The 21279-nt window shown below is 65.6% G+C and carries 20 protein-coding genes and 1 pseudogene; 5 read left to right on the top strand and 16 right to left on the bottom strand.

Annotated features, from left to right (window positions below; translation table 11 throughout):
- From QZZ29_RS07870 to pgl, 4 genes and pseudogenes are all read left to right on the top strand, one after another.
- Positions 1 to 886, top strand: a pseudogene (locus QZZ29_RS07870) (glucose-6-phosphate isomerase); the annotation flags it as partial.
- Positions 867 to 2384: a glucose-6-phosphate dehydrogenase gene (gene zwf, locus QZZ29_RS07865; RefSeq protein ID WP_291382436.1), complete on the top strand. Its 1518-nt coding sequence runs from the start codon at positions 867 to 869 to the stop codon at positions 2382 to 2384. The pseudogene QZZ29_RS07870 and the gene zwf, both read left to right, overlap by 20 nt.
- Entirely contained in the window at positions 2381 to 3286 is a 906-nt protein-coding gene (locus QZZ29_RS07860; protein ID WP_291382435.1) for a glucose-6-phosphate dehydrogenase assembly protein OpcA, read from the top strand. Before zwf ends, QZZ29_RS07860 begins: the two co-directional genes overlap by 4 nt.
- Complete coding sequence (pgl, locus tag QZZ29_RS07855; protein ID WP_291382434.1) at positions 3283 to 3999, top strand: 6-phosphogluconolactonase; 717 nt, start codon at positions 3283 to 3285, stop codon at positions 3997 to 3999. Before QZZ29_RS07860 ends, pgl begins: the two co-directional genes overlap by 4 nt.
- Here the strand turns inward: pgl and QZZ29_RS07850 are convergent.
- The 13 genes from QZZ29_RS07850 to uvrA all read right to left on the bottom strand — a co-directional run bounded on the left by QZZ29_RS07850 (position 3996) and on the right by uvrA (position 17117).
- Complete coding sequence (locus QZZ29_RS07850; RefSeq protein WP_291382433.1) at positions 3996 to 4517, bottom strand: RNA polymerase sigma factor; 522 nt, start codon at positions 4515 to 4517, stop codon at positions 3996 to 3998. The two genes, pgl and QZZ29_RS07850, sit on opposite strands and share 4 nt — an antisense overlap.
- Positions 4514 to 5083 (bottom strand): hypothetical protein, encoded by a 570-nt coding sequence (locus QZZ29_RS07845; RefSeq protein ID WP_291382432.1) that lies wholly within the window; start codon positions 5081 to 5083, stop codon positions 4514 to 4516. The genes QZZ29_RS07850 and QZZ29_RS07845 overlap by 4 nt, the downstream gene beginning before the upstream one ends.
- An 80-nt stretch (positions 5084 to 5163) precedes the next feature.
- Positions 5164 to 5445: an Rdx family protein gene (locus tag QZZ29_RS07840; protein ID WP_291382431.1), complete on the bottom strand. Its 282-nt coding sequence runs from the start codon at positions 5443 to 5445 to the stop codon at positions 5164 to 5166.
- A gap of 86 nt (positions 5446 to 5531) precedes the next feature.
- Positions 5532 to 5891, bottom strand: coding sequence for an RNA polymerase-binding protein RbpA (locus tag QZZ29_RS07835; RefSeq protein ID WP_291382430.1), 360 nt, complete (start codon positions 5889 to 5891; stop codon positions 5532 to 5534).
- A gap of 29 nt (positions 5892 to 5920) precedes the next feature.
- On the bottom strand, positions 5921 to 6166 hold the full coding sequence (gene secG, locus QZZ29_RS07830; protein WP_291382429.1) for a preprotein translocase subunit SecG: 246 nt from the start codon (positions 6164 to 6166) through the stop codon (positions 5921 to 5923).
- A 115-nt stretch (positions 6167 to 6281) separates the two neighbouring features.
- Positions 6282 to 7070 (bottom strand): triose-phosphate isomerase, encoded by a 789-nt coding sequence (gene tpiA, locus QZZ29_RS07825; RefSeq protein ID WP_291382428.1) that lies wholly within the window; start codon positions 7068 to 7070, stop codon positions 6282 to 6284.
- Positions 7071 to 7073: 3 nt separating this feature from the next.
- Entirely contained in the window at positions 7074 to 8264 is a 1191-nt protein-coding gene (locus QZZ29_RS07820; RefSeq protein WP_291382440.1) for a phosphoglycerate kinase, read from the bottom strand.
- A gap of 78 nt (positions 8265 to 8342) precedes the next feature.
- Complete coding sequence (gene gap, locus QZZ29_RS07815) at positions 8343 to 9347, bottom strand: type I glyceraldehyde-3-phosphate dehydrogenase (RefSeq protein ID WP_291382427.1); 1005 nt, start codon at positions 9345 to 9347, stop codon at positions 8343 to 8345.
- 168 nt (positions 9348 to 9515) lie between these two features.
- A complete protein-coding gene (gene whiA, locus QZZ29_RS07810; protein WP_291382426.1) occupies positions 9516 to 10499 on the bottom strand; it encodes a DNA-binding protein WhiA in 984 nt (327 codons plus the stop codon).
- A 32-nt stretch (positions 10500 to 10531) separates the two neighbouring features.
- Complete coding sequence (yvcK, locus tag QZZ29_RS07805; protein ID WP_291382425.1) at positions 10532 to 11464, bottom strand: uridine diphosphate-N-acetylglucosamine-binding protein YvcK; 933 nt, start codon at positions 11462 to 11464, stop codon at positions 10532 to 10534.
- Positions 11461 to 12381 carry an RNase adapter RapZ gene (rapZ, locus tag QZZ29_RS07800; RefSeq protein ID WP_291382424.1) on the bottom strand — a complete coding sequence of 307 codons (921 nt, stop codon included), beginning with the start codon at positions 12379 to 12381 and terminating at the stop codon, positions 11461 to 11463. The genes yvcK and rapZ overlap by 4 nt, the downstream gene beginning before the upstream one ends.
- Positions 12378 to 14255, bottom strand: a complete 1878-nt coding sequence (gene uvrC / locus QZZ29_RS07795) for an excinuclease ABC subunit UvrC (RefSeq protein ID WP_291382423.1) — start codon at positions 14253 to 14255, stop codon at positions 12378 to 12380. The genes rapZ and uvrC overlap by 4 nt, the downstream gene beginning before the upstream one ends.
- Positions 14256 to 14264: 9 nt before the next feature.
- Positions 14265 to 17117: an excinuclease ABC subunit UvrA gene (uvrA, locus tag QZZ29_RS07790; RefSeq protein WP_291382422.1), complete on the bottom strand. Its 2853-nt coding sequence runs from the start codon at positions 17115 to 17117 to the stop codon at positions 14265 to 14267.
- 110 nt (positions 17118 to 17227) lie between these two features.
- Here uvrA and QZZ29_RS07785 point away from each other — a divergent pair, with 110 nt between their 5' ends.
- Positions 17228 to 17542, top strand: coding sequence for a YciI family protein (locus QZZ29_RS07785; protein WP_291382421.1), 315 nt, complete (start codon positions 17228 to 17230; stop codon positions 17540 to 17542).
- On the opposite strand, the gene QZZ29_RS07780 is transcribed toward QZZ29_RS07785, so the two are convergent.
- From QZZ29_RS07780 to coaE, 3 genes are read right to left on the bottom strand one after another with little or no spacing between them, the layout of a single operon-like run.
- Entirely contained in the window at positions 17539 to 18549 is a 1011-nt protein-coding gene (locus QZZ29_RS07780; protein WP_291382420.1) for a TerC/Alx family metal homeostasis membrane protein, read from the bottom strand. The genes QZZ29_RS07785 and QZZ29_RS07780 overlap by 4 nt on opposite strands.
- A 23-nt stretch (positions 18550 to 18572) precedes the next feature.
- A complete protein-coding gene (gene uvrB, locus QZZ29_RS07775; RefSeq protein WP_291382419.1) occupies positions 18573 to 20633 on the bottom strand; it encodes an excinuclease ABC subunit UvrB in 2061 nt (686 codons plus the stop codon).
- 38 nt (positions 20634 to 20671) lie between these two features.
- Entirely contained in the window at positions 20672 to 21262 is a 591-nt protein-coding gene (gene coaE, locus QZZ29_RS07770) for a dephospho-CoA kinase (RefSeq protein ID WP_291382418.1), read from the bottom strand.
- Between the last annotated feature and the right edge of the window lie 17 nt (positions 21263 to 21279).

Genomic DNA, 21279 nt, shown 5'->3' with positions numbered 1-21279 from the left:
CGCCATGGCGGGCTCGCCCCGCCACACCCTCGTCTTCTCCGACCACCACTCGGGGCTCGTGGGCTTCGCCGACTGGGCAGAGCAGCTGATAGCCGAATCGACCGGGAAGAACGGCGTTGGGGTACTCCCGGTTGTGGCCGACATCGACGCCCCCGATGCCGCCGCTGACGGCGTCCTCGACACCCGTCTGGTGACCCTCGACTTCGACGGCGAACCCGAGGGTCACGCGATCTGGGTCGCCGGGACGCTTGGGGGCCAATTCTTGCTGTGGGAGTACGCCACCGCCATCGCCGGGCGCCTGCTGGGCATCAATCCGTTCGACCAGCCGAATGTGGAGTCGGCCAAGACCGCTGCGCGCGCGCTGCTCGACTCACTCCCGCAGCCGGAACGGCCCGCCTTCGTGGACGGCGGGATCGAGGTGCGCGGGTCCGCGGGCCTCCTGGACAGCGCAACCACCCTCGAGGACGCCATCGGCGCCATCAGGTCCGCCGTGCCAGCGGACGGCTACCTCGCCGTCATGGCATACCTCAACCGCGAGAGCCTCCCGCACCTGCCACGGGTACGTAGCGCGCTCGCGGCAGCGATCGGCAGGCCGGTCACGTTCGGATGGGGTCCGCGCTTCCTGCACTCAACCGGACAGCTCCACAAGGGCGGCCCACCCGTCGGCGCCTTCCTGCAACTCACGGGAACCTATGCGGATGACATGGAAATTCCTGGCCGACCATTCACGTTTGGTCAACTGGTGGCGGCGCAAGCCGACGGCGACGCACGCGTGCTGATGGAGCACGGTTGTCCCGTGCTTCGCCTCAACGCCGCGTCGATGTCCGACGTGGCCCGCGTGACTTCAGCCCTGGGAGGCTCATCAAGTGGTCAACCCCCTGCGTGATCCCCGCGATCGTCGCCTGCCCCGTATTGCCGGGTCCTGTGGCCTCGTGATGTTCGGCGTGACTGGCGACCTCGCGCGCAAGAAGCTGATGCCCGCCGTCTACGACCTCGCCAACCGCGGCCTGCTCCCGCCCGCATTCGCCCTCACCGGCTTTGCCCGCAGGGACTGGGACAAGCAAGACTTTGCGCAAGTGGTGCACGACTCGGTCAAGAAGTATGCACGCACGCCGTGGCGCGAGGAAACCTGGAAGCAGCTGTCCGAAGGCATTCGCTTTGTGCAGGGCACCTTTGACGACCCCGCGGCCTTCGCCGAGTTGCGCCGAACCGTCGAGGATCTGGACGCCAAGCGCGGCACCGGCGGCAACCACGCCTTCTACCTGTCAATTCCGCCGTCGGCCTTCCCCCAGGTCATCACCCAACTGCGCGACTCCGGCCTGTCGGACCCCAAGGAAGGCACCTGGCGCAGGGTCGTCATCGAGAAGCCCTTCGGGGACAACCTCGAGACCGCCAACCAGCTCAACGATGTGGTCAGTGAGGTCTTCCCGGCCGACGCCGTATTCCGGATCGACCACTACCTGGGCAAGGAGACGGTGCAGAACCTCCTGGCACTGCGCTTTGCCAACCAGCTGTTCGAGCCCATCTGGAACTCCCAGTATGTGGACCACGTCCAGATCACCATGGCCGAGGACATCGGCATCGGCGGTCGCGCCGGATACTACGACGGCATCGGCGCCGCGCGCGACGTGATTCAGAACCACTTGCTCCAACTGCTCGCCCTCACGGCAATGGAGGAGCCCGCCTCATTTGGCGCGGCTGACCTGCGTGCGGAAAAGGAGAAGGTGCTGCGGGCGGTCAACCTTCCCGACGACCTCTCCGGATGCACCTCGCGAGGCCAGTACGCCGCCGGCTGGCGCGGAGGCGAACGCGTGGGTGCGTACCTCGAAGAGGACGGCATCGCTGAAGACTCGATCACGGAGACCTATGCCGCGATCAAGCTGCACATCCCCAACCGGCGCTGGAACGGCACGCCCTTCTACTTGCGGGCCGGCAAGCGACTTGGACGCCGCGTCACCGAGATCGCGCTCGTGTTCAAGAAGGCCCCCTCCCCGTACTTCCAACAGATTGAGGGCTCCGATGTGGGCACCAACGCCTTGGTGATTCGCGTCCAACCCGATGAAGGTGTCACGCTCAAGTTCGGTTCCAAGGTGCCCGGCACCGCCATGGAGGTCCGCGACGTCACGATGGACTTCGCGTATGGCAACGCCTTCACCGACGAATCGCCCGAGGCCTACGAGCGACTCATCCTCGACGTCCTCCTGGGCGACCCGCCGCTGTTCCCCCGGCATGAAGAGGTGGCGCTGTCCTGGAAGATCCTCGACCCCATCACGGGGTTCTGGGCGACACAGGGCCAACCCGAGCAATACCGCTCCGGCACCTGGGGTCCGGCAGAGGCGGATCAGATGATGGCGCGCGATGGTCGCGTCTGGAGGCGGCCATGATTCTCGACCTTCCCGGCACCACCACCGTGGACATCAACTCCGAACTCTTGCGGCTGCGCAAGGAGGGCGGGGTGATTACGTTGGGCCGCGTCATGACTCTTGTGATTGACGCGACCGATGCCGACGCCGACGAGGCGATCAGCACGGCCAATATGGCGTCGCGAGAGCATCCGTGCCGCGTCGTCATACTCTCCCCGCAGAAGGACAGTGACGTGCTCGACGCGCAGATTAGGGTGGGTGGTGACGCCGGGGCCTCCGAAGTGGTCCTGCTCCGCCCACCCGTGGCCGCCATGGAGCACGCGGACACCCTCATCACCCCCCTCCTGCTGCCCGACGCGCCGATCGTGGCGTGGTGGCCCTCCGTCGTCCCCCTGGTGCCCTCCGCCGTGGGACTCGGGGCGATGGCTCAGCGACGCATCACCGACACCAAGGGCGCCAGCGACCCGGCCGCGGTCCTGTGCGCCCTGTCGGACGGCTACCGGGCCGGCGACACTGACTTCGCCTGGACCCGCCTCACGCGCTGGCGCGCCCTCCTCGCGTCCGCGCTCGAGCAGGTCAGCGATCAACGCGTCACCAAGGCCCGGATGCACGGCGATGTCAACTCACCCTCGATTCTGCTTCTTGGAGCGTGGCTGCGCCGCACGCTCGGGTGCGAGTTCGAGGCGACCTACGATCCCGAGGCCACCGGACTGGTCTCCGTCTGCCTCGAAACCCCAGCCGGCGAGATCGCAATCCATCGCCCGGACGGCATCAACGCCACGCTGACCCAGCCCGGCCAACCCGACCACGTCATCGCAATTCCCTCGCGCAGCCTCGGCGAGTGCCTTGCCGAGGAGTTGCGTCGCATGGACGATGACCCGGTCTATGGCGAGGCCCTTCACGAGATCGTGCACTGCGGATGAGAAGCGTCGTCATCTACCCGGATCAGCAGGCCGTCGCAAATGCCACGGCGGCCCGGCTAGGAGTCACCGTCGCCGATGTGATCGCACGACGGGGGGCGGCGCACGTGGTCCTCACGGGCGGCACGGTTGGCGTTGGACTCCTCGCCTCCCTCGCGACCTCTCCCCTTGCCGAGCTGATCGACTGGACCAGCGTCCACGTGTGGTGGGGTGACGAACGCTTTGTCGGCGCGGGCGATCCCGACCGCAACGAGGGCCAGGCTCAAGAGGCGCTGCTGCGCCACGTTCCTCTCCCGGAGGAGAACATCCACCGGATAGGCAACTCCGACGACTTCGCCACCGCGGAGGACGCCGCGTCGGCCTACTCCGCCGAGATCGCCGACCACGGCGGCCCCGGTTGGGATGTCCTCATGCTTGGCATGGGGCCCGACGGTCACGTCGCGTCGCTATTCCCGGATCACCCCGTCTACGCCGCAGCTGGCGATGCGGAAGCCGTGGCGGTGCACGACTCCCCCAAACCCCCGCCCACAAGGGTGAGCCTGAGCCTGGCGTCCATCAACCGGGCGCGAGAGGTCTGGGTGGTCGCGGCAGGTGCGCCGAAGGCCGACGCCGTAGCGCGTGGCCTCGCCGGAGACAGGACTCTTCCGGTCGCGGCCGTCGCGGGCACCGAACGCACGCTGTGGCTGCTCGACGCGGCGGCGTCCACCCAAATTTAGGGCCCCGAGGTGCTCTGACTTTCCTTAGTCAGGTTCGTCACCAACTGGGACCGTGCCCGGGCGTACCGGCTACGCACGGTCGCTGCCTTCATGCCCACAATGGTGGCGATCTCCTCGTGGGTGAACCCCTCCCACGCGTGCAGCAAGACAATCTCCCTGTCGTTCTCCGTCAACTGAGCCAGCAACCCCTGGACCTCGACTCGCGCCTCGGCGGACGGTACGGTCAACTGCCCCGTTGCCGCTACCTGCGCGCGCAGGGAATCGGCCAACCCTTGGCGTCTCACCCCAGAGCGGTGGTAGTGCGACAGCACGCGCCTTGCCACGCCGAAAAGCCACGGGCGCGCCTCGGCATCGTCGCTCGGCATGTCCCTGATGCGCTTCCACATGACGAGTAGCGTCTCGGCCAGGAGATCGGCGGCGTCCTCACTATTGGGAACGCGGCGCAGAAAGTAACTGAGGAGATCGCCCGAGTTCTCGGCCGTGAACCGTTCGGCCCTTCGCGCGGATTCGGCCCTCACTCGACGTCCGCCAGTTCTGGGCTGCACAGCACTCCAGAAGCGGTGACATGCACCGACGTGTCATCAGCAGGATCGTCCCAGCCCCATCCGATGCCCGCGACATCATGCTTGATGAACTGCTCCAGCGCGATAAACACGGGGTCATCTGACGCGCTCCCCGGGTTGTACGCAAGAGCCGGCCAATCGTGGTCCTCAATAGCGTCATTGAGGCGCTCCATGTCGGCGTCCGTTGCGTTCGCCACGTCCATCCACGCACCGCACGTGGTCGGAGTGGCATCGTCAGGGCCCGCGTAGACGACGGGAATGCTGGCCTCGGTGCGGCGCTCGCCTTGGGTGATCGAGACGAATGGCCACCCATCCATGCCGGGCATCACGTAGGGCGCTGCCGCCGTCAGCGCGACGGCGCCTAGTGCCACGCCCACGGGAATGGTCCAGCGGCGTCGGCGGCGCCTACTCCCCGCATGGGCTGCGACAGCCCTTGACGTCTGCGCGGCACTCTCACTCAAGTGCGTCGTCACGTCGATACGCGCCTCACGCAAGAGGTGGTCAAGATCAGATGCGTTCATGGCGGCTTCCCCTTTCAGGAGTCACCCCCTACATGCCCGGATCCACTCGCCGTGTTGCGTGCCGCCCCAGGAATCGTGACCTAGTGCTTCTTGCCCATCAGCAGGTCGCGTCCCTCGGCCTGGACTCCGTCGGCGGCCGGCAACATTCCTCGGACAGTGCCCACGATCGCGTCGATGTCGAACTCGTCCGGCTTCGCATAGATTTGCTCGCCGTCGGCAGTGAACCTAAACACGCCCTTGCGCCCGGTCTTGAGCGTCACGCCCTCGATCGCGTTGCCGAACTCCTCCAGCAGGCGCGTCTGGGCTTCCGTGGCTCGCGGCAGATAGCCGCAGGGAACGCAGTATTCGATCTCAATCTTCATGTGTTACCTCCACGGGAGACAGCGACCGCAGCGCCGTTTTCATTCCCTGGGGCTCGACGTCCGCACGAACTCCCGAGAGGAGCCGACTAATCCGCGGCTACCGAGGCGCGGCGGGCGCGCAGGGCGTCGAGCGCCTCTTGCAGGAGCGCCTCGCCCTCGGAGTCCGTGCGCCGTTCCTTCACGTACGCAAGGTGAGTCTTGTAGGGCTCGTTGCGCAACGGCTCGGGCGGATTTTCGGGGTCGAGGCCCGCAGGCAGTCCGCAGCGGGGGCAGTCCCACTCGGCGGGAATCTCACGATCTTCCCCCGTGGCAAAACTGGGGCGCGTGACGTGTCCCTTCGCGCAGTAGTACGAGAAGATCTCGCGCGGAGCGGACTCGCCGCGCTCCGCCTCCCCCAGCGGGCCCGCGCCAACGCGCGACCCACGAATTGCGTTACCACCTGCCATGGTGCACTACCCCTTGCTTCTTTGCGCGGCTAGTTGACGTACTTGGTGATCAGACCAAGCAGAACGATCGACATCGCCCAGGCGATTGCGACACCCCACGTGATGCGCGAAAGGTTGCGTTCACCCACCGCGGAGCTCTGAATACCGGAGGCGATACCGCCGCCGAAGACGTCGGTGATGCCTCCACCACGCCCCCTGTGGACCAGTACGAGACCGATCATCAGCAGGTTGGTGGCAACAAGAATCACCCACAGGACGGTTGTCAGAATCTGCACAGTTCTCCTCGAACTCTTAAGTCGTTGGCACCAGGATACGCGACGCGCGAACCACGCAAGGGCGTCGACCGCTGAGCACCCCGCCGCACGGTGCCGCGCGGCCGGGTATCACGGGCTACGCGCCGACGTGCTCGCGGAAGCGCGCGATCTTGGCGAACTCCTCGGGGTCGAGGCTCGCGCCGCCCACCAGGGCGCCGTCCACGTCGACCTCGGCCATCAGCTGAGCGATGGAACCGGACTTCACGGAGCCACCGTAAAGGACACGCACGCCTGTGGCGAGCTCCGCGTCGTACAGCTCGGCCAGGCGGCCGCGGATCGCTCCGCACACCTCCTGAGCGTCCGCGGGGGTGGCGACCTCTCCGGTGCCGATGGCCCAGACGGGCTCGTACGCGATGACGACGTCCTTCGCCTTGTCGGCAGGCAGGTCCTTAAGAGCTCCATCGACCTGCGCGAGCGTGTAGGACACCTGGTCGCCAGCCTTGCGAATGTCGAGGCCCTCGCCCACACACACGATCGGGATGATGTCGTTGTCGAACGCAGCCTTGGTCTTGGCGGCCACGACCTCGTCGGTCTCGGCGTGGAACTGGCGGCGCTCCGAGTGACCGACCGCAACGAAGTCGCAGCCGAGCTTCGCTAGCTGCTTGCCGGAAACCTCGCCCGTGTAGGCGCCGGAGACATGCTCCGAGATGTCCTGAGCGCCGTACTTGAGTTCGAGCTTGTCGGCGTCCACGAGCGTCTGCACAGAGCGCAGCGACGTGAACGACGGCAACACGGCCACCTCAACCGAGGAGAAGTCGTGCTTCGCGTCGCGGAGCAGCCACGCGAGCTTCTGCACGGTGTGCGTCGCCTCGAGGTGGTCGAGGTTCAGCTTCCAGTTGCCTGCAATGAGTGAGGTGCGTGTCATGTGTCAGTCCTCCAGCACGGCCAGACCCGGAAGGGTCTTGCCTTCGAGAAGTTCGAGCGACGCGCCGCCACCCGTGGAAATGTGGCCGAAGCCCGCCTCGTCGAAACCAAGGATGCGAACCGCAGCCGCGGAATCGCCGCCACCCACCACGGAGAATCCGTCGGAGTCGATCATGGCTTGAGCCACGGCCCTGGTGCCACCCGCGAAGGCGTCGAACTCGAACACGCCCATGGGGCCGTTCCAGACGATGGTCTTGGCGTCCACAATCTTGGAGGCGAACATCTGCGCCGAGTCAGGTCCGATGTCCAGGCCCATGCGATCGGCAGGAATCGCATCGGCCGCGACGACGTCGTGCTCGGCATCGGCGGAGAATCCTGCGGCAGCCACGATATCGGTCGGCAGGACGATCTCCACACCGCTCTCCTTGGCCGTGGCCAGGTAGCCCTTGACGGTGTCAATCTGGTCCTCTTCGAGCAACGAGCCGCCCACCTCGTAGCCCTGAGCCTTGAGGAACGTGAAGACCATGCCGCCACCGATGAGCAGGCGGTCGGCCTTGGTCAGCAGGTTGGCGATCACGCCGAGCTTGTCGGAGACTTTGGAGCCGCCCAGCACCACCACGTAGGGACGGGCGGGGTCGGTCACTGCCTTGCCGAGCGACTCGACCTCCTTCTGGACCAGCAGGCCCGCGGCCGAGGGCAGAAGTTTGGCGACGTCGTACACGGAAGCCTGCTTGCGGTGCACCACGCCAAAGCCGTCCGACACAAAGGCGTCCGCCATGGCGGCGAGCTCGGCAGCCAGGGCCTCCCGCTCTTGGTCCACCTTCGAGGTTTCGCGGGCGTCAAAGCGCACGTTCTCCAGCATGGCCACGTGGCCGGACTCGAGCGCGGCCACAGTTGCCTTAGCCGACTCGCCCACCAGGTCCGAGGCGAGCGATACGGGCTTGCCGAGCAACTCCGCCAGGCGGGCGGCCGCGGGTGCTAGCGAGTACTTATCCTCCGGAGCACCCTTGGGACGACCAAGGTGCGCGGTCACGATGACCGCGGCGCCCGCGGCCAGCAACTTCTCAATGGTGGGAACGGACGCGCGTACACGGCCGTCATCCGTGATGGTGGCGCCATCGAGCGGCACGTTGAGGTCGGAGCGAACCAGCACCTTCTTGCCGGTGAGATCGCCGAGGCTGTCAATCGTCTTCAGCATGTCTGTCTTCCTGAGTCGTCACAGAAAAACGTCCGCACACGCGTGTCGCGTGCACGGACGTTTCTCACGGGAATGTTAAAGGCGCTCGCCGACGTACGACGTCAGCTTGACCAGGCTGGTCGAGTAGCCCCACTCGTTGTCGTACCAGGACACGATCTTCACCATGTCGCCGGTCACCTTGGTTAACTTGGCGTCGAAGATGCTCTGGTGCGGGTTGCCCACGATGTCCGAGGAGACGATCTCGTCTTCGGTGTACTCGAGGGTGCCGGCCATCGCGCCATCGGCCGCAGCCTTGACCGCGGCGTTGACCTCTTCGACGGTGACCTCACGCGAAGCGGTGAAGGTCAGGTCGGTGGCGGAACCGGTGATGGTCGGAACACGCAACGCGAAGCCGTCCAGCTTGCCCTTGAGCTCGGGGAGCACCAAGGCGACGGCCTTGGCGGCACCGGTCGAGGTGGGAACGATGTTCTGCGCGGCCGCACGTGCACGGCGGAGGTCCTTGTGAGGGCCATCCTGCAGGTTCTGGTCGCCGGTGTAGGCGTGGATCGTCGTCATCAGACCCCTTTCGATGCCGATGGCGTCGTTGAGGGCCTTGGCGACGGGCGCCAGGCAGTTGGTGGTGCACGAGGCATTTGAGATGATGTGCTGCGTGGCAGGGTCGTAGTCCGTGTGGTTCACACCGACGACGAAGGTGCCGTCCTCGTTCTTCGCGGGTGCCGAGATGATGACCTTCTTGGCGCCGGCGTCGATGTGCGCCTTCGCCTTGGTGGCATCCGTGAAGAACCCGGTCGACTCGATCACGATGTCCACCCCGAGCTCGGCCCAAGGAAGGTTGTTCGGGTCACGCTCTTCAAGGGTGCGGATGGCCTTGCCATCGACGATGATGTTGTCGTCGTCGAACTCCACAGTGCCCGGGAAGATGCCCAGCACGGTGTCGTACTTGAGCAGGTGCGCGAGAGTCTTGTTGTCGGTCAAGTCATTGACACCGACGATCTCGATGTCAGCGCCCGACGCGACGACCGCGCGGTAGAAGTTTCGTCCAATGCGGCCGAAGCCGTTGATACCGACCTTGATGGTCACTTTCTCTCCTCGGTTCGCGCGTCGTGGCGCGTTTGGGGATCTGGGGCTGCGCACTGGTGCGCGGGGCGTCGCCGGAGCGAGCCACTGCGGCCAGCCTACTACCAACGGCACGCAAAATGCGCGAGACAAAGGTCCCTCACACGCCCCCTTCGTGGGGACGTCGGCGCGTCACTCGTAGCGGAGCAGTTCTTGATTGATGCCAGCTTCCGTGTCCGGAATGCCCAGGTCCTTCGCCTTCTTGTCAGCGGTGGCCAGCAAGCGGCGAATCCGGCCCGCCACGGCGTCCTTGGTAAGCGGCGGGGACGCGAGTCGACCGAGTTCTTCGAGGGATGCGTCGCGGTTCGCCATCCGCAAGGTACCGGCCTCCCGAAGGTGCTCCGGCACCTCGTCCGCAAGAATCTCGAATGCCCTCTCCACCCGCGCCGATGCCGCCACGGCCGCCTGCGCGGAGCGTCGCAAGTTGGCGTCGTCGAAGTTGGCGAGTCGGTTTGCGGTGCCTCGCACCTCTCGTCGAGTCCGCTTGTTCTCCCACTCGAGCACGGAGTCGTGTGCCCCAAGCCGGGCAAGCAATCCTGAAATCGCGTCACCATCCCGGATGACGACGCGATCGACACCGCGCACCTCACGGGACTTCGCGGAGATTCCAAGCCGCCTGGCGGCGCCCACCAGCGCAAGCGCGGCCTCGGGGCCCGGAGACGTCACTTCGAGGCTCGCGGAGCGACCGGGCTCCGTGAGCGAGCCATGCGCGAGGAAGGCCCCCCGCCATGCGGCGACCGTGTCCTCCACCGAGCCGCCCACCACCTGCGGCGGCAAACCGCGCACCGGACGTCCCCGGTGATCGAGCAGCCCGGTCTGGCGGGCGAGCGATTCGCCCTCCTTGACCACGCGCACCACGTAGCGATTCCCGCGCTTCAATGCACCACCAGAGACCACGATGATCTCTGATCCCAGGTTGTAGACATCGTGGATGAAGGCGCGCAAGCGTCGCGCGGCAGCCGCGGTGTCCAGTTCTGCCTCGATCACGATTCGGCCGGACACAATGTGAAGCCCGCCGGCGAATCTCAGCGTGGTCGCGATCTCCGCCTTGCGAGACGAGATTCTGTCGACGGCGACACGCGCCAACTCATCCTTCACCTGTGCCGTCAGCGCCATGTCGCCTATCCTGCCATCTTGGCACGCCCCGTTCAGCCCGAAAGGCCCCCCAACACCTGCGAATATGCATTTGTGAGGAGCGTCACGTCGTGACGATCCAGTGCATCGGACCGCTTCAGGTTGAGTACGACCAGTTGAGAGCCCCACTCCTCGATCTCCTCCACCAGCGCCCGGTCGCGGCCGTGGGACGCATCGGCAAGGACAACGGCCGGCCGGAACGCCGGCTCCAGACGCCTGAGCGCGCGGATGTCGTCGACGCGATCTGATCCCCCAGTTTCCGCGTCTTCATAGGCGATGTTGAGCGTCAGCACGGTGCGCGGGCCCGCCTCCACCAGCGCCTGCGCCACGGGCTCGACCAAGAAGTGCACCAGCACGGAGGTGTACCACGAGCCTGGTCCCAGGACCACGGCCGATGCCCCAGCGATGGCATCGAGAGTGGCCCGCGGCACCTTCGGTCGCGAGGGCTCGATGCTGAGACCCGTCACCCGGCCTCCCGACGAGGCAACCGCCACCTGACCGCGAGCCACCGAACTCACGTTCTCGCCGTAGATCATGGCTGATATCTGCAGCGGCTCCTCGGCGAGCGGCAGCACCCTGCCTTGCGCCCTCAGCAAGCGCGCGACCCAGTCGAGCCCTTCGACGACATCGCCGGTACGTTCCCACAACCCCGCGATCAACAGGTTCCCCAACGCGTGCCCGTCGAGCGGACCCGGGGTCGAGAACCGCGTCTGCAACACGTCTCGCCAGATTCGGCCCCACTCGCCGTCCTCGCACAACGCGCTCAGCGCCATGCGCAGGTCCCCAGGCGGCACGATGCCCATCTCTTCGCGCAACCGGCCCGAAGAACCGCCGTCGTCCGCGACAGTCACCACCGCCGTGAGGTCGTCCGTCACGTGACGCAACGCACTGAGAGTCGCGTAGAGACCATGCCCGCCGCCGAGCGCAACGACCGACTCGTGCCTCATTCCAGGGGCCGATCCCGGTGCGTGACCCTGACCTGGTCGCGATGGACCCGCAGTCGCTTGCCGATCTCTTCGGCAATCGCCACCGAACGGTGCTTGCCGCCGGTGCAACCGATCGCGATCGTCACCGAGTGCTTGTCATGGGCCCGATACAGGGCCAGCACCGACTCAAGCATGGCCGTGTAGGTGTCAAGGAACTGACCGGCGCCATCGGACGACAGCACGTGATCGCGCACCGCCGGGTCAAGGCCCGTCAACGGGCGCAGATCCGGCACCCAATGTGGGTTGGGGAGGAACCTGACGTCGGCGACGAAATCGGCGTCGGACGGCAAGCCATTGCGAAACCCGAAGGACACAATGTTGACGGACAGCGGCTGATCCGTGTGCCCCACATCGGCCGTGATCGCGTCGCGGAGCTCATGCACGTTGAGGTCACTCGTGTCGACCACCACGTCCGCTCGGTCCTTGAGTGCCTGGACGAGTGCCCGCTCGCGGCCAATTCCTTCGAGCAACGTACCGCCCTCTTGAAGCGGGTGCGGGCGCCGCGCCTCCTCGTAGCGCCGTACCAACGCGTCGTCCGACGCGTCGAGGAAGAGCATGCGCACCTGGATTCCACGCACCTCGAGGTCATCCAACACGGACTCGACATCCTGGAAGAAGTCGCCGCCTCGCACGTCAACCACCACGGCCAGCTTTTCCTGAGGGTCCCGGCCAACCATGGTGACCAAGCCGCCGAGCAACTGCGGGGGCAGGTTGTCGACCACGTACCAACCGAGATCGCCCAGCGTTGCCGCGGCACGAGTGCGCCCCGCCCCGGACATGCCCGTGAGAATCATCACCTCGGGCGCCACCGCTGGCGCGTCGAACTCTGGCTTGGGGATTCCGGACGGGTACGTGACCGGCTTAGCCTCTTCCGTCATGCGTCAAGAATGCCACTGTCGCCGCGCAGACTCGCGTGAATCGCGCGGGCCGTCACATCTCCGATGCCGGGAACCCGCGCGATCTGCTCAACGGATGCCTCCTTGAGCGCGGGCAGCGAACCGAAGTGCCTGATCAACGCCTTGGCTCGAGTGGGGCCCACTCCTGCCACCTCGTCGAGCGCGGACGCGCTCATGGCCTTGCCACGCTTCGCCCGATGGTGACGAATGGCGAAGCGGTGCGCCTCGTCCCGAACACGCTGCAGAAGGTAGAGGGCCTCGGAGCCGCGCGGCAGGATCGCGGGAAACTCCTCGCCCGGAATCCACACCTCCTCGAGCCGCTTTGCGAGGCCCACCACGGGGATGTGGGGCACGCCCACCTTGTCCATCGCCTTGCGCGCCGCGGCCACCTGCGGGGGACCGCCATCCACCACCACCAATTGCGGCGGGTACGCGAAGCGGGCACTCTCGCGCTCCTCGGGCAGCAACGCGACCTCCTCCAGATAGCGAGCGAAACGCCGTGTCAACACGTCATTCATCGCTGCCGTGTCGTCCACAGCGTCGCCGATGGCGAACTGTCGGTACTCCTTCTTGCGCGGCAAGGCGTCCTCAAAGACCACCATCGACGCCACCTGGTGGGTGCCCTGCGTGTGCGAGATGTCATAGCACTCGATGCGCAGGGGCGCCTCATCAAGGGCCAGATAGTCCTGAAGATCGCGCAAGGCCTCGGAGCGGGTGGTGAGGTCCGATGCACGCTTGAGGCGATGCTGATCGAGCACCTGCTGGGCGTTTCGCTTGCCAGACTCGGCGAGTTCGGCCTTCTTGCCGCGAGAGGGCACCTTGATACTGACGGCACCCCCACGAACTCCGCGCAGGTACTCTCGCAGAGCGTCTGCCTCGGCGGGGACAGCCGGAACCAGAATCTCGGGCGGCACCGAGTCGGCCGTCGTGTACGCCTCTTGCAGCAGCGCCGCCACCAGGTGCGCCACGTCGAGCGGCTCCGGCTTGTCCACCACCCAGCCCCGTTCGCCCGTGATGCGCCCGTCACGCACGTAGAAGACGTGCGCGGCGGCCTCCCACTCGTCGTCGATCAGGCTGAACACATCGACGTCCACTCCCTGCGAAAGCACCATGGCGTTGCGCTCCAGGACGCTCGTCAACGCACGCAGGCGGTCTCGAGCCCGAGCTGCCACCTCAAAGTCCTCCCTGTCGGCGGCGGTCTCCATGGTCTGTGTCAGCTCTCGAATCAGGGGCTTGGCGTCGCCCGCCAGCACCTGACACACCCTGTCTGCCAACTCACGGTGTTCCTGCTCGGTCACGCGACCCACGCACGGTGCCGCGCACTTGTCGATGTAGCCGAGCAGGCACGGGCGGCCCTGCCGCTGCGCCTTGCTGAACACCGCCGGTGCGCACGTCCTCACCGGCAGCACCGTGAGCAGCGTGTCCACCGTCTCGCGAATGGCCCACGCCTTGGCATAAGGACCGAAGTACCGCACGCCCTTCTTGCGATCCCCGCGCATCACCTGCATTCGCGGGTACTTCTCGTTCATCGTCACGGCAAGGAACGGGTACGACTTGTCGTCCTTGAACACCACGTTGAAGCGGGGGTCGTATTGCTTGATCCAGCTGTGCTCAAGGACCAGCGCCTCCACCTCATTGCGCACCACAGTCCACTCCACCGACGCCGCCGTGGTCACCATCACCCGGGTCCGCGGGTGAAGGGCGCCGAGCGGCTGGAAGTAGTTGCTCAGCCGGGACCGCAGACTCTTCGCCTTGCCGACGTACACGACCCTGCCGTGAGGGTCGCGGAAGCGGTAGACGCCGGGCGCCGCGGGAATGCTGCCCGGCGCGGGGCGGTATTCGGAGGGGTCAGGCACGATGCCAGCCTAGGCGGGCGCGGCTACGTGGGCGCGGGCGCCCAGCACCCGGCCCAAGAACTGGCCGGTGTGGCTGTGGGGGTTGGCCGCGACCTCTTCCGGCGTGCCCTCGGCCACCACTGCCCCGCCTCCGGAACCGCCCTCGGGACCCATGTCGAGGATCCAGTCGGCCGACTTGATGACGTCGAGGTTGTGTTCGATCACGATGACGGTGTTTCCCTTGTCCACCAAGCCCTGGAGGACGCTCATGAGCTTCTTGACGTCCTCGAAGTGCAAACCAGTGGTCGGCTCGTCAAGCACGTAGATCGTGCGACCAGTCGAGCGACGCTGCAGTTCGGAGGCGAGCTTGACACGCTGGGCCTCGCCGCCGGAGAGCGTGGGCGCCGGCTGACCGAGCCGCACATATCCGAGCCCGACGTCGACGAGCGTCGACAACTGCCGCGAGATCGCGGGAATCGCCTCGAAGAACGCGGCCGCCTCCTCGATCGGCATGTTGAGCACGTCTGCCACGCTCTTGCCCTTGAAATGCACCTCGAGCGTCTCCCGGTTGTACCTGGCTCCCTTGCACACCTCACACATCACGTACACGTCAGGCAGGAAGTTCATCTCGATCTTCAGCGTGCCGTCACCGGAGCAGGACTCGCATCGTCCGCCCTTGACGTTGAAGGAGAATCGCCCGGGCCCATAGCCGCGCATCTTCGCCTCCTGAGTCTCGGCGAACAGCTTGCGGACCTTGTCCCACACGCCCGTGTAGGTCGCGGGGTTGGACCGTGGGGTGCGGCCGATGGGGCCCTGGTCGACGTGCACGATCTTGTCCAGTTGGTCCGTGCCCTCGATCCGGGTGTGCCTGCCTGGCACCTGGCGCGCTCCGTTCAGCTCATGAGCCAGCGCGGTGTACAGGATGGTGTTGACGAGCGTCGACTTGCCCGAGCCGGAGACCCCCGTCACGGCAGTGAGCACTCCCAAAGGGAATGACACATCGATGTCCCGAAGGTTGTGCTCCCTGGCGCCCACCACCGTGATCTTGCGCGCAAAGTCGGCCTGGCGCCGCTCCTGAGGCACGGGAATGCTACGCCGACCCGACACGTACGCGCCGGTGATCGACCGCTCGTTGGTCAGCAGGTCGGCGTAGGTGCCCGAGTGGACCACCTCGCCGCCGTGTTCGCCTGCTCCTGGGCCAATATCGACAACCCAGTCGGCGGTGCGGATCGTGTCCTCGTCGTGCTCCACCACGATCAGCGTGTTGCCGAGGTCCCGGAGCCGAGTGAGCGTCTCGATCAGCCTGCGGTTGTCGCGCTGATGGAGCCCGATGCTCGGCTCGTCGAGCACGTAGAGAACGCCGACCAGGCCGGAACCGATCTGGGTGGCAAGGCGAATGCGCTGCGCCTCCCCTCCCGACAGGGTTCCCGCGGCACGCGCAAGAGTCAGGTAGTCCAGCCCCACGTCCAGCAGGAACCCGAGCCGGGCGTCGATTTCCTTGAGCACCTGGGTGGCGATGTGCAGAGCACGCTCATCCCACGAGACGTCGGACAGGAAGGCGCGGGCATCGCGAATGGACAGCTCACACACTTCGGCAATCGACTTGTCGCCGATGGTGACCGCGAGCACCTCCGGCTTCAGGCGGGCGCCGTGACACACGGGGCACGGGACCTCCCGCATGTATTGCTCGTACTTCTCACGCGAATAGTCAGACTCCGTCTGACTGTGAAGTCTTTCCAGCCAGGTGATCGCACCCTCGAAGCCGGTGGTGTACTGGCGCTCGCGCCCGTAGCGGTTGCGGAAACGCACGTGAACCTCATAGTCCTTGCCCACGAGCAGCGACTCCTGCGCCTCGGACGGAAGGTCCTCGAACGGGGTGTCCACCGAGAAGCCGACGTCCTGCGCCAGCGCGCGGAACATGCGGCCGAAGTAATCGGACGCCATCGACTCCCATGGCGCGATCGCCCCTTGTGCGAGCGACTTGCTCGGATCCGGGACCACGAGTTCCCGATCGACTTCGAGTCGCACGCCGATGCCGTGACACTCGGGGCACGCGCCGTAGGGAGCGTTGAAGGAGAAGGTGCGCGGCTCCATCTCCTCAAGGCTCAACATGTGATCGTTGGGGCAGGCACGCTTCTCCGAGTATCGCCGCGCGGGAAGCTCGCCGTCCACGGGATCGATGATCACCAGGCCGTCGGCGAGCTTCAGTGCAGTTTCCACCGAGTCTGCGAGGCGCTGGCGCACGCCGTCCCTCGCCACGAGGCGGTCCACCACCACCTCGATGCTGTGCTTGAGCTTCTTCTCCAAGGTCGGCGCGTCGCTCAGCTGCACCGATTCGCCGTCGACACGGGCGCGCGCAAAGCCTTGCTGTTGGAGGTCCGCAAAAAGGTCCGCATACTCCCCCTTGCGTCCCCGCACCACGGGAGCGAGCACCTGGTAGCGCGTTCCTTCCGGAAGGGCCAGCACCGAGTCCACGATCTGTTGAGGTGTCTGCGACTTCACCTCCTCACCGCACACCGGGCAGTGGGGCACACCCACACGCGCAAAGAGCAGGCGGAGGTAGTCATACACCTCGGTGATGGTCCCGACCGTGGATCGCGGGTTCCGGTTCGTTGACTTCTGATCAATCGAGACTGCGGGTGAGAGGCCCTCAATGAAGTCCACGTCCGGCTTGTCCATCTGGCCCAAGAACTGGCGCGCATACGCGCTCAGTGACTCGACATACCGGCGCTGACCCTCCGCAAAGATCGTGTCGAAGGCGAGCGACGACTTGCCGGAACCCGACAAGCCTGAAAACACAATGAGCGCATCCCGCGGGAGCTCCAGATCCACGCCCTTGAGATTGTGCTCGCGCGCGCCACGCACCACCAACTTGTCGTTCACACCGCCACCCTACGCGAAACCCGTCGAACACGTGTTCGAATTGCCGTGTCGCTCCAACCTGGGACAACAGTCATGAGCGAGCTCCTGTTCCAACCGCCCAGAATGGTCTCATGTCTTTGTGGATCATCCATTACACGTATGACACCCGGGAAGCGTTGCGTGCCAGCCTCCTGGATGAGCATCAGTGGTATCTCGCCGGCCTGGCCGACGCAGGAGCGATGATCGCCTACGGCAGGTTCGATGACCAAGCCGAACCGGGGTCTCTGCTCATCGCTTCCGCGCCTACCAAGCAGCACGTGGAGGACCTCCTAGCGGAGGATCCCTACATCATCGTCGGTGCCGTTGCGGACATCAGCATTCGACCATGGGACGGTCACTTGGGGCCACTGTGGCACGACACGGCACCCGCGCCGCCCTTGTCCTAGTTCCCTCGCTCCGAAACATCCGCTGGGGCGCCGCTGCCCCGCGTCGCCGCCACGCTCACCAGCGCCGCCCCTCCAATGGCCATCACGATCACGGCGAGCGACATCCACGTGGGCACCTGGGGAGCCCATTCAATGTTCTCGCCCCCGTTGATGAACGGCAGAGAGTTCGTGTGGAGCGCTTCAAGGACAAGTTTGACGGCAATGAAGGCAAGCACCACGGACAGACCGTAGGACAGGTACTTGAGGCGTTTCAGTAGCCCCTGCACCACGAAGAACAGCTGGCGCAGGCCCATCAGCGCGAAGGCATTGGCCGTGAAGACGAGGTAGGGATCCTGAGTCAGGCCAAAGATTGCCGGGATCGAATCGAGGGCGAAGAGAACATCGGTGGAGCCGATCGCGATCATGACGAGCAGCAACGGCGTGACCATTCTGCGGCCGCCTTCGCGCACCACCACCGCCCCACCCCGGTAGCCGTCCGTCTCGTGAGTGAATCGCCTCAGGCCGCGCATCAGCCTGTTCTCGTGGTATTCCACCTCGCCCTCGTCGGGGCCACCCTCACGCGCCACCGAGAAGGCCGTCCAGAGCAGGAAAGCGCCAAAGAGGTAGAACACCCACGAGAACGCGGCCAGCGCGGCGCCGCCCGCCGCAATGAAGAGTCCCCTGAGCACGAGGGCCAAGACCACGCCGAACAACAGAACCCGCTGCCGGTACAGGGCTGGGACGGCGAATCGGCCAAGGATCACCAGGAAGACAAAGAGGTTGTCGACCGACAGGGACCATTCGGTGAGGTAGCCGGCAAAGAACTCGCTGGCGCCATCCTGCCCTGGCGTTCGCCACCACAGCATCGAGAACCCGAAGACCACCGCGGAGGCGATGTAGAACAGGGTCCACCGCACGGATTCACTGAACGCAGGCTCGTGCGGCCTTCGCACCACCACTGCAAGATCGAAGACGATCACGGCGCCCACGCCGACGAGCGTGAGAACCCATACGGTAGCTGAGGTCACCTCGACATCCTAGGGACCGACCCCTAGCCGGCTTGAATCATCTGGCGCAATTCCTTCTTGAGTTCCGCGATCTCATCGCGCAAACGCGCCGCCAGTTCAAAGTGCAGCTCCGCGGCGGCCCCCCTCATCTGCGCGGACAGCTCCTCGACCAAACGCGCAAGGTCCTGCGCGGGTCGCCCGGCGCTCTTGGCGGCGGCCGATGCGGCGGCACCCTTGACGCCCTTGTCCACCTCCCGCAGCGTGGCGACGGTGTCGGCCTCCTCGCGCGCCAACATCTCGGTGATGTCGCTGATCTTCTTGCGCAGCGGCTCCGGATCGACTCCGCGTTCCTTGTTGTAGGCCACCTGCTTCTCGCGACGCCTGTTGGTCTCATCAATCGCGGCAGCCATGGAGTCGGTCACCGTGTCGGCATACATGTGAACCTGGCCGGAGACGTTGCGAGCGGCACGCCCAATCGTCTGAATGAGTGACGTTCCCGACCTGAGAAAGCCCTCCTTGTCCGCGTCAAGGATGCTCACGAGCGACACCTCGGGAAGGTCAAGACCCTCGCGCAACAGGTTGATACCCACGAGGACGTCGAACCGACCCATCCGAAGGTCTCGCAGCAGTTCCACACGCTTGAGGGTGTCCACGTCCGAGTGAAGGTACTCGACCCGCACATCCCGTTCAGAGATGTACTCCGTGAGGTCTTCGGCCATCTTCTTAGTCAAGGTAGTCACGAGCACCCGCTCGTCCTTCTCGACCCGGAGGCGGATCTCGTGCAAGAGGTCGTCGATCTGGCCGTCCGTGGGCTTGACCACAATCTCGGGGTCTACCAGCCCGGTCGGTCGAATGATCTGCTCGACCACGCCGTCGGCCCTGCCCAGCTCGTACTTGCCTGGAGTGGCAGACAGGTACACCGTTTGTCCGATGCGCTCCTGGAATTCATCCCAGCGCAACGGGCGGTTGTCCAGCGCTGAGGGCAAGCGGAAGCCGTGATCGACGAGAACGCGTTTCCGCGACGAATCGCCCGAGTACATCGCGCCGATTTGGGACACCGTCACGTGGCTCTCGTCGATCACCAGCAGGAAGTCGTCGGGGAAGTAGTCAAGCAGTGTGTGCGGCGGCGTTCCCGGCTCGCGTTGCTCGATGTGTCTCGAATAGTTCTCGATACCGCTGCACGTGCCGACGGACCGCATCATCTCGAGGTCGAAGGTGGTGCGCATCTTGAGTCGCTGGGCCTCGAGCAGTTTGTTCTGACGTTCCAACTCCTCGAGCCGCTCCCCCAGTTCCTGTTCGATCGTCGAGATGGCCCTGTTCATGCGCTGCTCGCTCGCCACGTAGTGCGATGCGGGGAAGATGTGCACCTGTTCGCGACGCGCGACCACCTGGCCGGTGAGGGGATGCAGGGTGTACAGCGCCTCCACCTCGTCGCCAAACATCTCGATGCGAATCGCAAGCTCCTCGTAGACCGGAATGATCTCAACGGTGTCGCCACGCACGCGGAACGTCCCGCGGGTGAAGGCCAAGTCGTTGCGCGCATACTGCATCTGCACAAACTCCCGCAGCAGTGCGTCGCGTGGCACCACGTCGCCCACGTGCAGGCTGACCATCCCCTGGATGTACTCCTCGGGAGTGCCGAGGCCGTAGATGCACGACACCGAGGACACCACCACCACATCGCGGCGGGTCAACAGAGAATTGGTCGCGGAGTATCGTAAACGCTCCACCTCCTCGTTGATGGAGGAGTCCTTCTCGATGAAGGTGTCCGTCTGCGGCACGTACGCCTCGGGCTGGTAGTAGTCGTAGTAACTGACGAAGTACTCGACCGCGTTCTTCGGCATGAGATCCCGGAACTCATTCGCCAGCTGAGCCGCGAGCGTCTTGTTGTGAGCCATCACCAGGGTGGGTCGTTGGAGTCGCTCGATCAGCCATGCGGTGGTCGCCGACTTTCCGGTGCCGGTGGCGCCAAGGAGCACCACGTCCGGCTCACCAGCTTGAATCCGCCGCGCAAGCTCCTCGATTGCCGCGGGCTGGTCGCCGGACGGCTTGTACTCCGAAATGACCTCGAAGGGGTTTTCGGCGCGGCGCAAGTCGGAGGTCATGGCTCAACGGTAACGCCGGGATCAGACACGCGATTCGGTCAGGGCAGATGGGTGGACCAGAACTGGTCCACTTGCGCGCGCACCTGCTCGACCGTCCCCGAACCGTCGAGTTCTACGTCGCACACGGCCGCGCGCTCCTCATCAGAAGCCTGTGCCAGAGCGCGGCCCATCGCCTGCTCGCGGGTGAGCCCGCGCGCCTGTTGAAGCCGGGCGATACGGGTGCTCAGCGGAGCCGTCACGCACACCACGAGGTCGAAATCGCCTCCCTGGCCCGTCTCGACGAGTAGCGGAATGTCGTGAACCACCACGCCCACGCCCTCGCCGCGTGCCTGTCGGTCCGCTGCGCTCGCGGCGGCGCGCACGTAGGGGTGGATGATCTCTTCGAGTCGGACGCGCGCATGGTCATCGGCAAACACGATGGCGGCCAGTGACGCCCTGTCGAGGAGACCGCCTTTCACCACCCGATCCCCGAATTCACCGACGATGTCCGCGAGGGCCGCGGAGCCGGGCTCCACGACGCGCCGCGCCAGGATGTCGTGATCGATGACCCGGGCCCCGAGTTCGCCAAATCGCGCGGCCGCCGTGGATTTACCGGCGCCGATTCCGCCCGTCAACCCGATGCGCAGCACCCGCAAAGGCTGTCACG

The organism is Demequina sp., assembly GCF_016278765.1.
Taxonomy (GTDB): Bacteria; Actinomycetota; Actinomycetes; order Actinomycetales; family Demequinaceae; genus Demequina.
The sequence above is the reverse complement of the archived record's forward strand: the minus strand, read 5'-3'. Positions and strand labels throughout refer to the sequence as shown.

What these genes read in the sequence shown, in the direction of transcription:
- QZZ29_RS07860 (WP_291382435.1), top strand. Translation starts at nt 2,381, where the DNA reads ATGATTCTCGACCTTCCCGGCACCACCACCGTGGACATCAACTCCGAA.
- pgl (WP_291382434.1), top strand. Translation starts at nt 3,283, where the DNA reads ATGAGAAGCGTCGTCATCTACCCGGATCAGCAGGCCGTCGCAAATGCC.
- QZZ29_RS07845 (WP_291382432.1), bottom strand. Translation starts at nt 5,083, where the DNA reads ATGAACGCATCTGATCTTGACCACCTCTTGCGTGAGGCGCGTATCGAC.
- QZZ29_RS07840 (WP_291382431.1), bottom strand. Translation starts at nt 5,445, where the DNA reads ATGAAGATTGAGATCGAATACTGCGTTCCCTGCGGCTATCTGCCGCGA.
- QZZ29_RS07835 (WP_291382430.1), bottom strand. Translation starts at nt 5,891, where the DNA reads ATGGCAGGTGGTAACGCAATTCGTGGGTCGCGCGTTGGCGCGGGCCCG.
- tpiA (WP_291382428.1), bottom strand. Translation starts at nt 7,070, where the DNA reads ATGACACGCACCTCACTCATTGCAGGCAACTGGAAGCTGAACCTCGAC.
- whiA (WP_291382426.1), bottom strand. Translation starts at nt 10,499, where the DNA reads ATGGCGCTGACGGCACAGGTGAAGGATGAGTTGGCGCGTGTCGCCGTC.
- yvcK (WP_291382425.1), bottom strand. Translation starts at nt 11,464, where the DNA reads ATGAGGCACGAGTCGGTCGTTGCGCTCGGCGGCGGGCATGGTCTCTAC.
- rapZ (WP_291382424.1), bottom strand. Translation starts at nt 12,381, where the DNA reads ATGACGGAAGAGGCTAAGCCGGTCACGTACCCGTCCGGAATCCCCAAG.
- QZZ29_RS07785 (WP_291382421.1), top strand. Translation starts at nt 17,228, where the DNA reads ATGTCTTTGTGGATCATCCATTACACGTATGACACCCGGGAAGCGTTG.
- uvrB (WP_291382419.1), bottom strand. Translation starts at nt 20,633, where the DNA reads ATGACCTCCGACTTGCGCCGCGCCGAAAACCCCTTCGAGGTCATTTCG.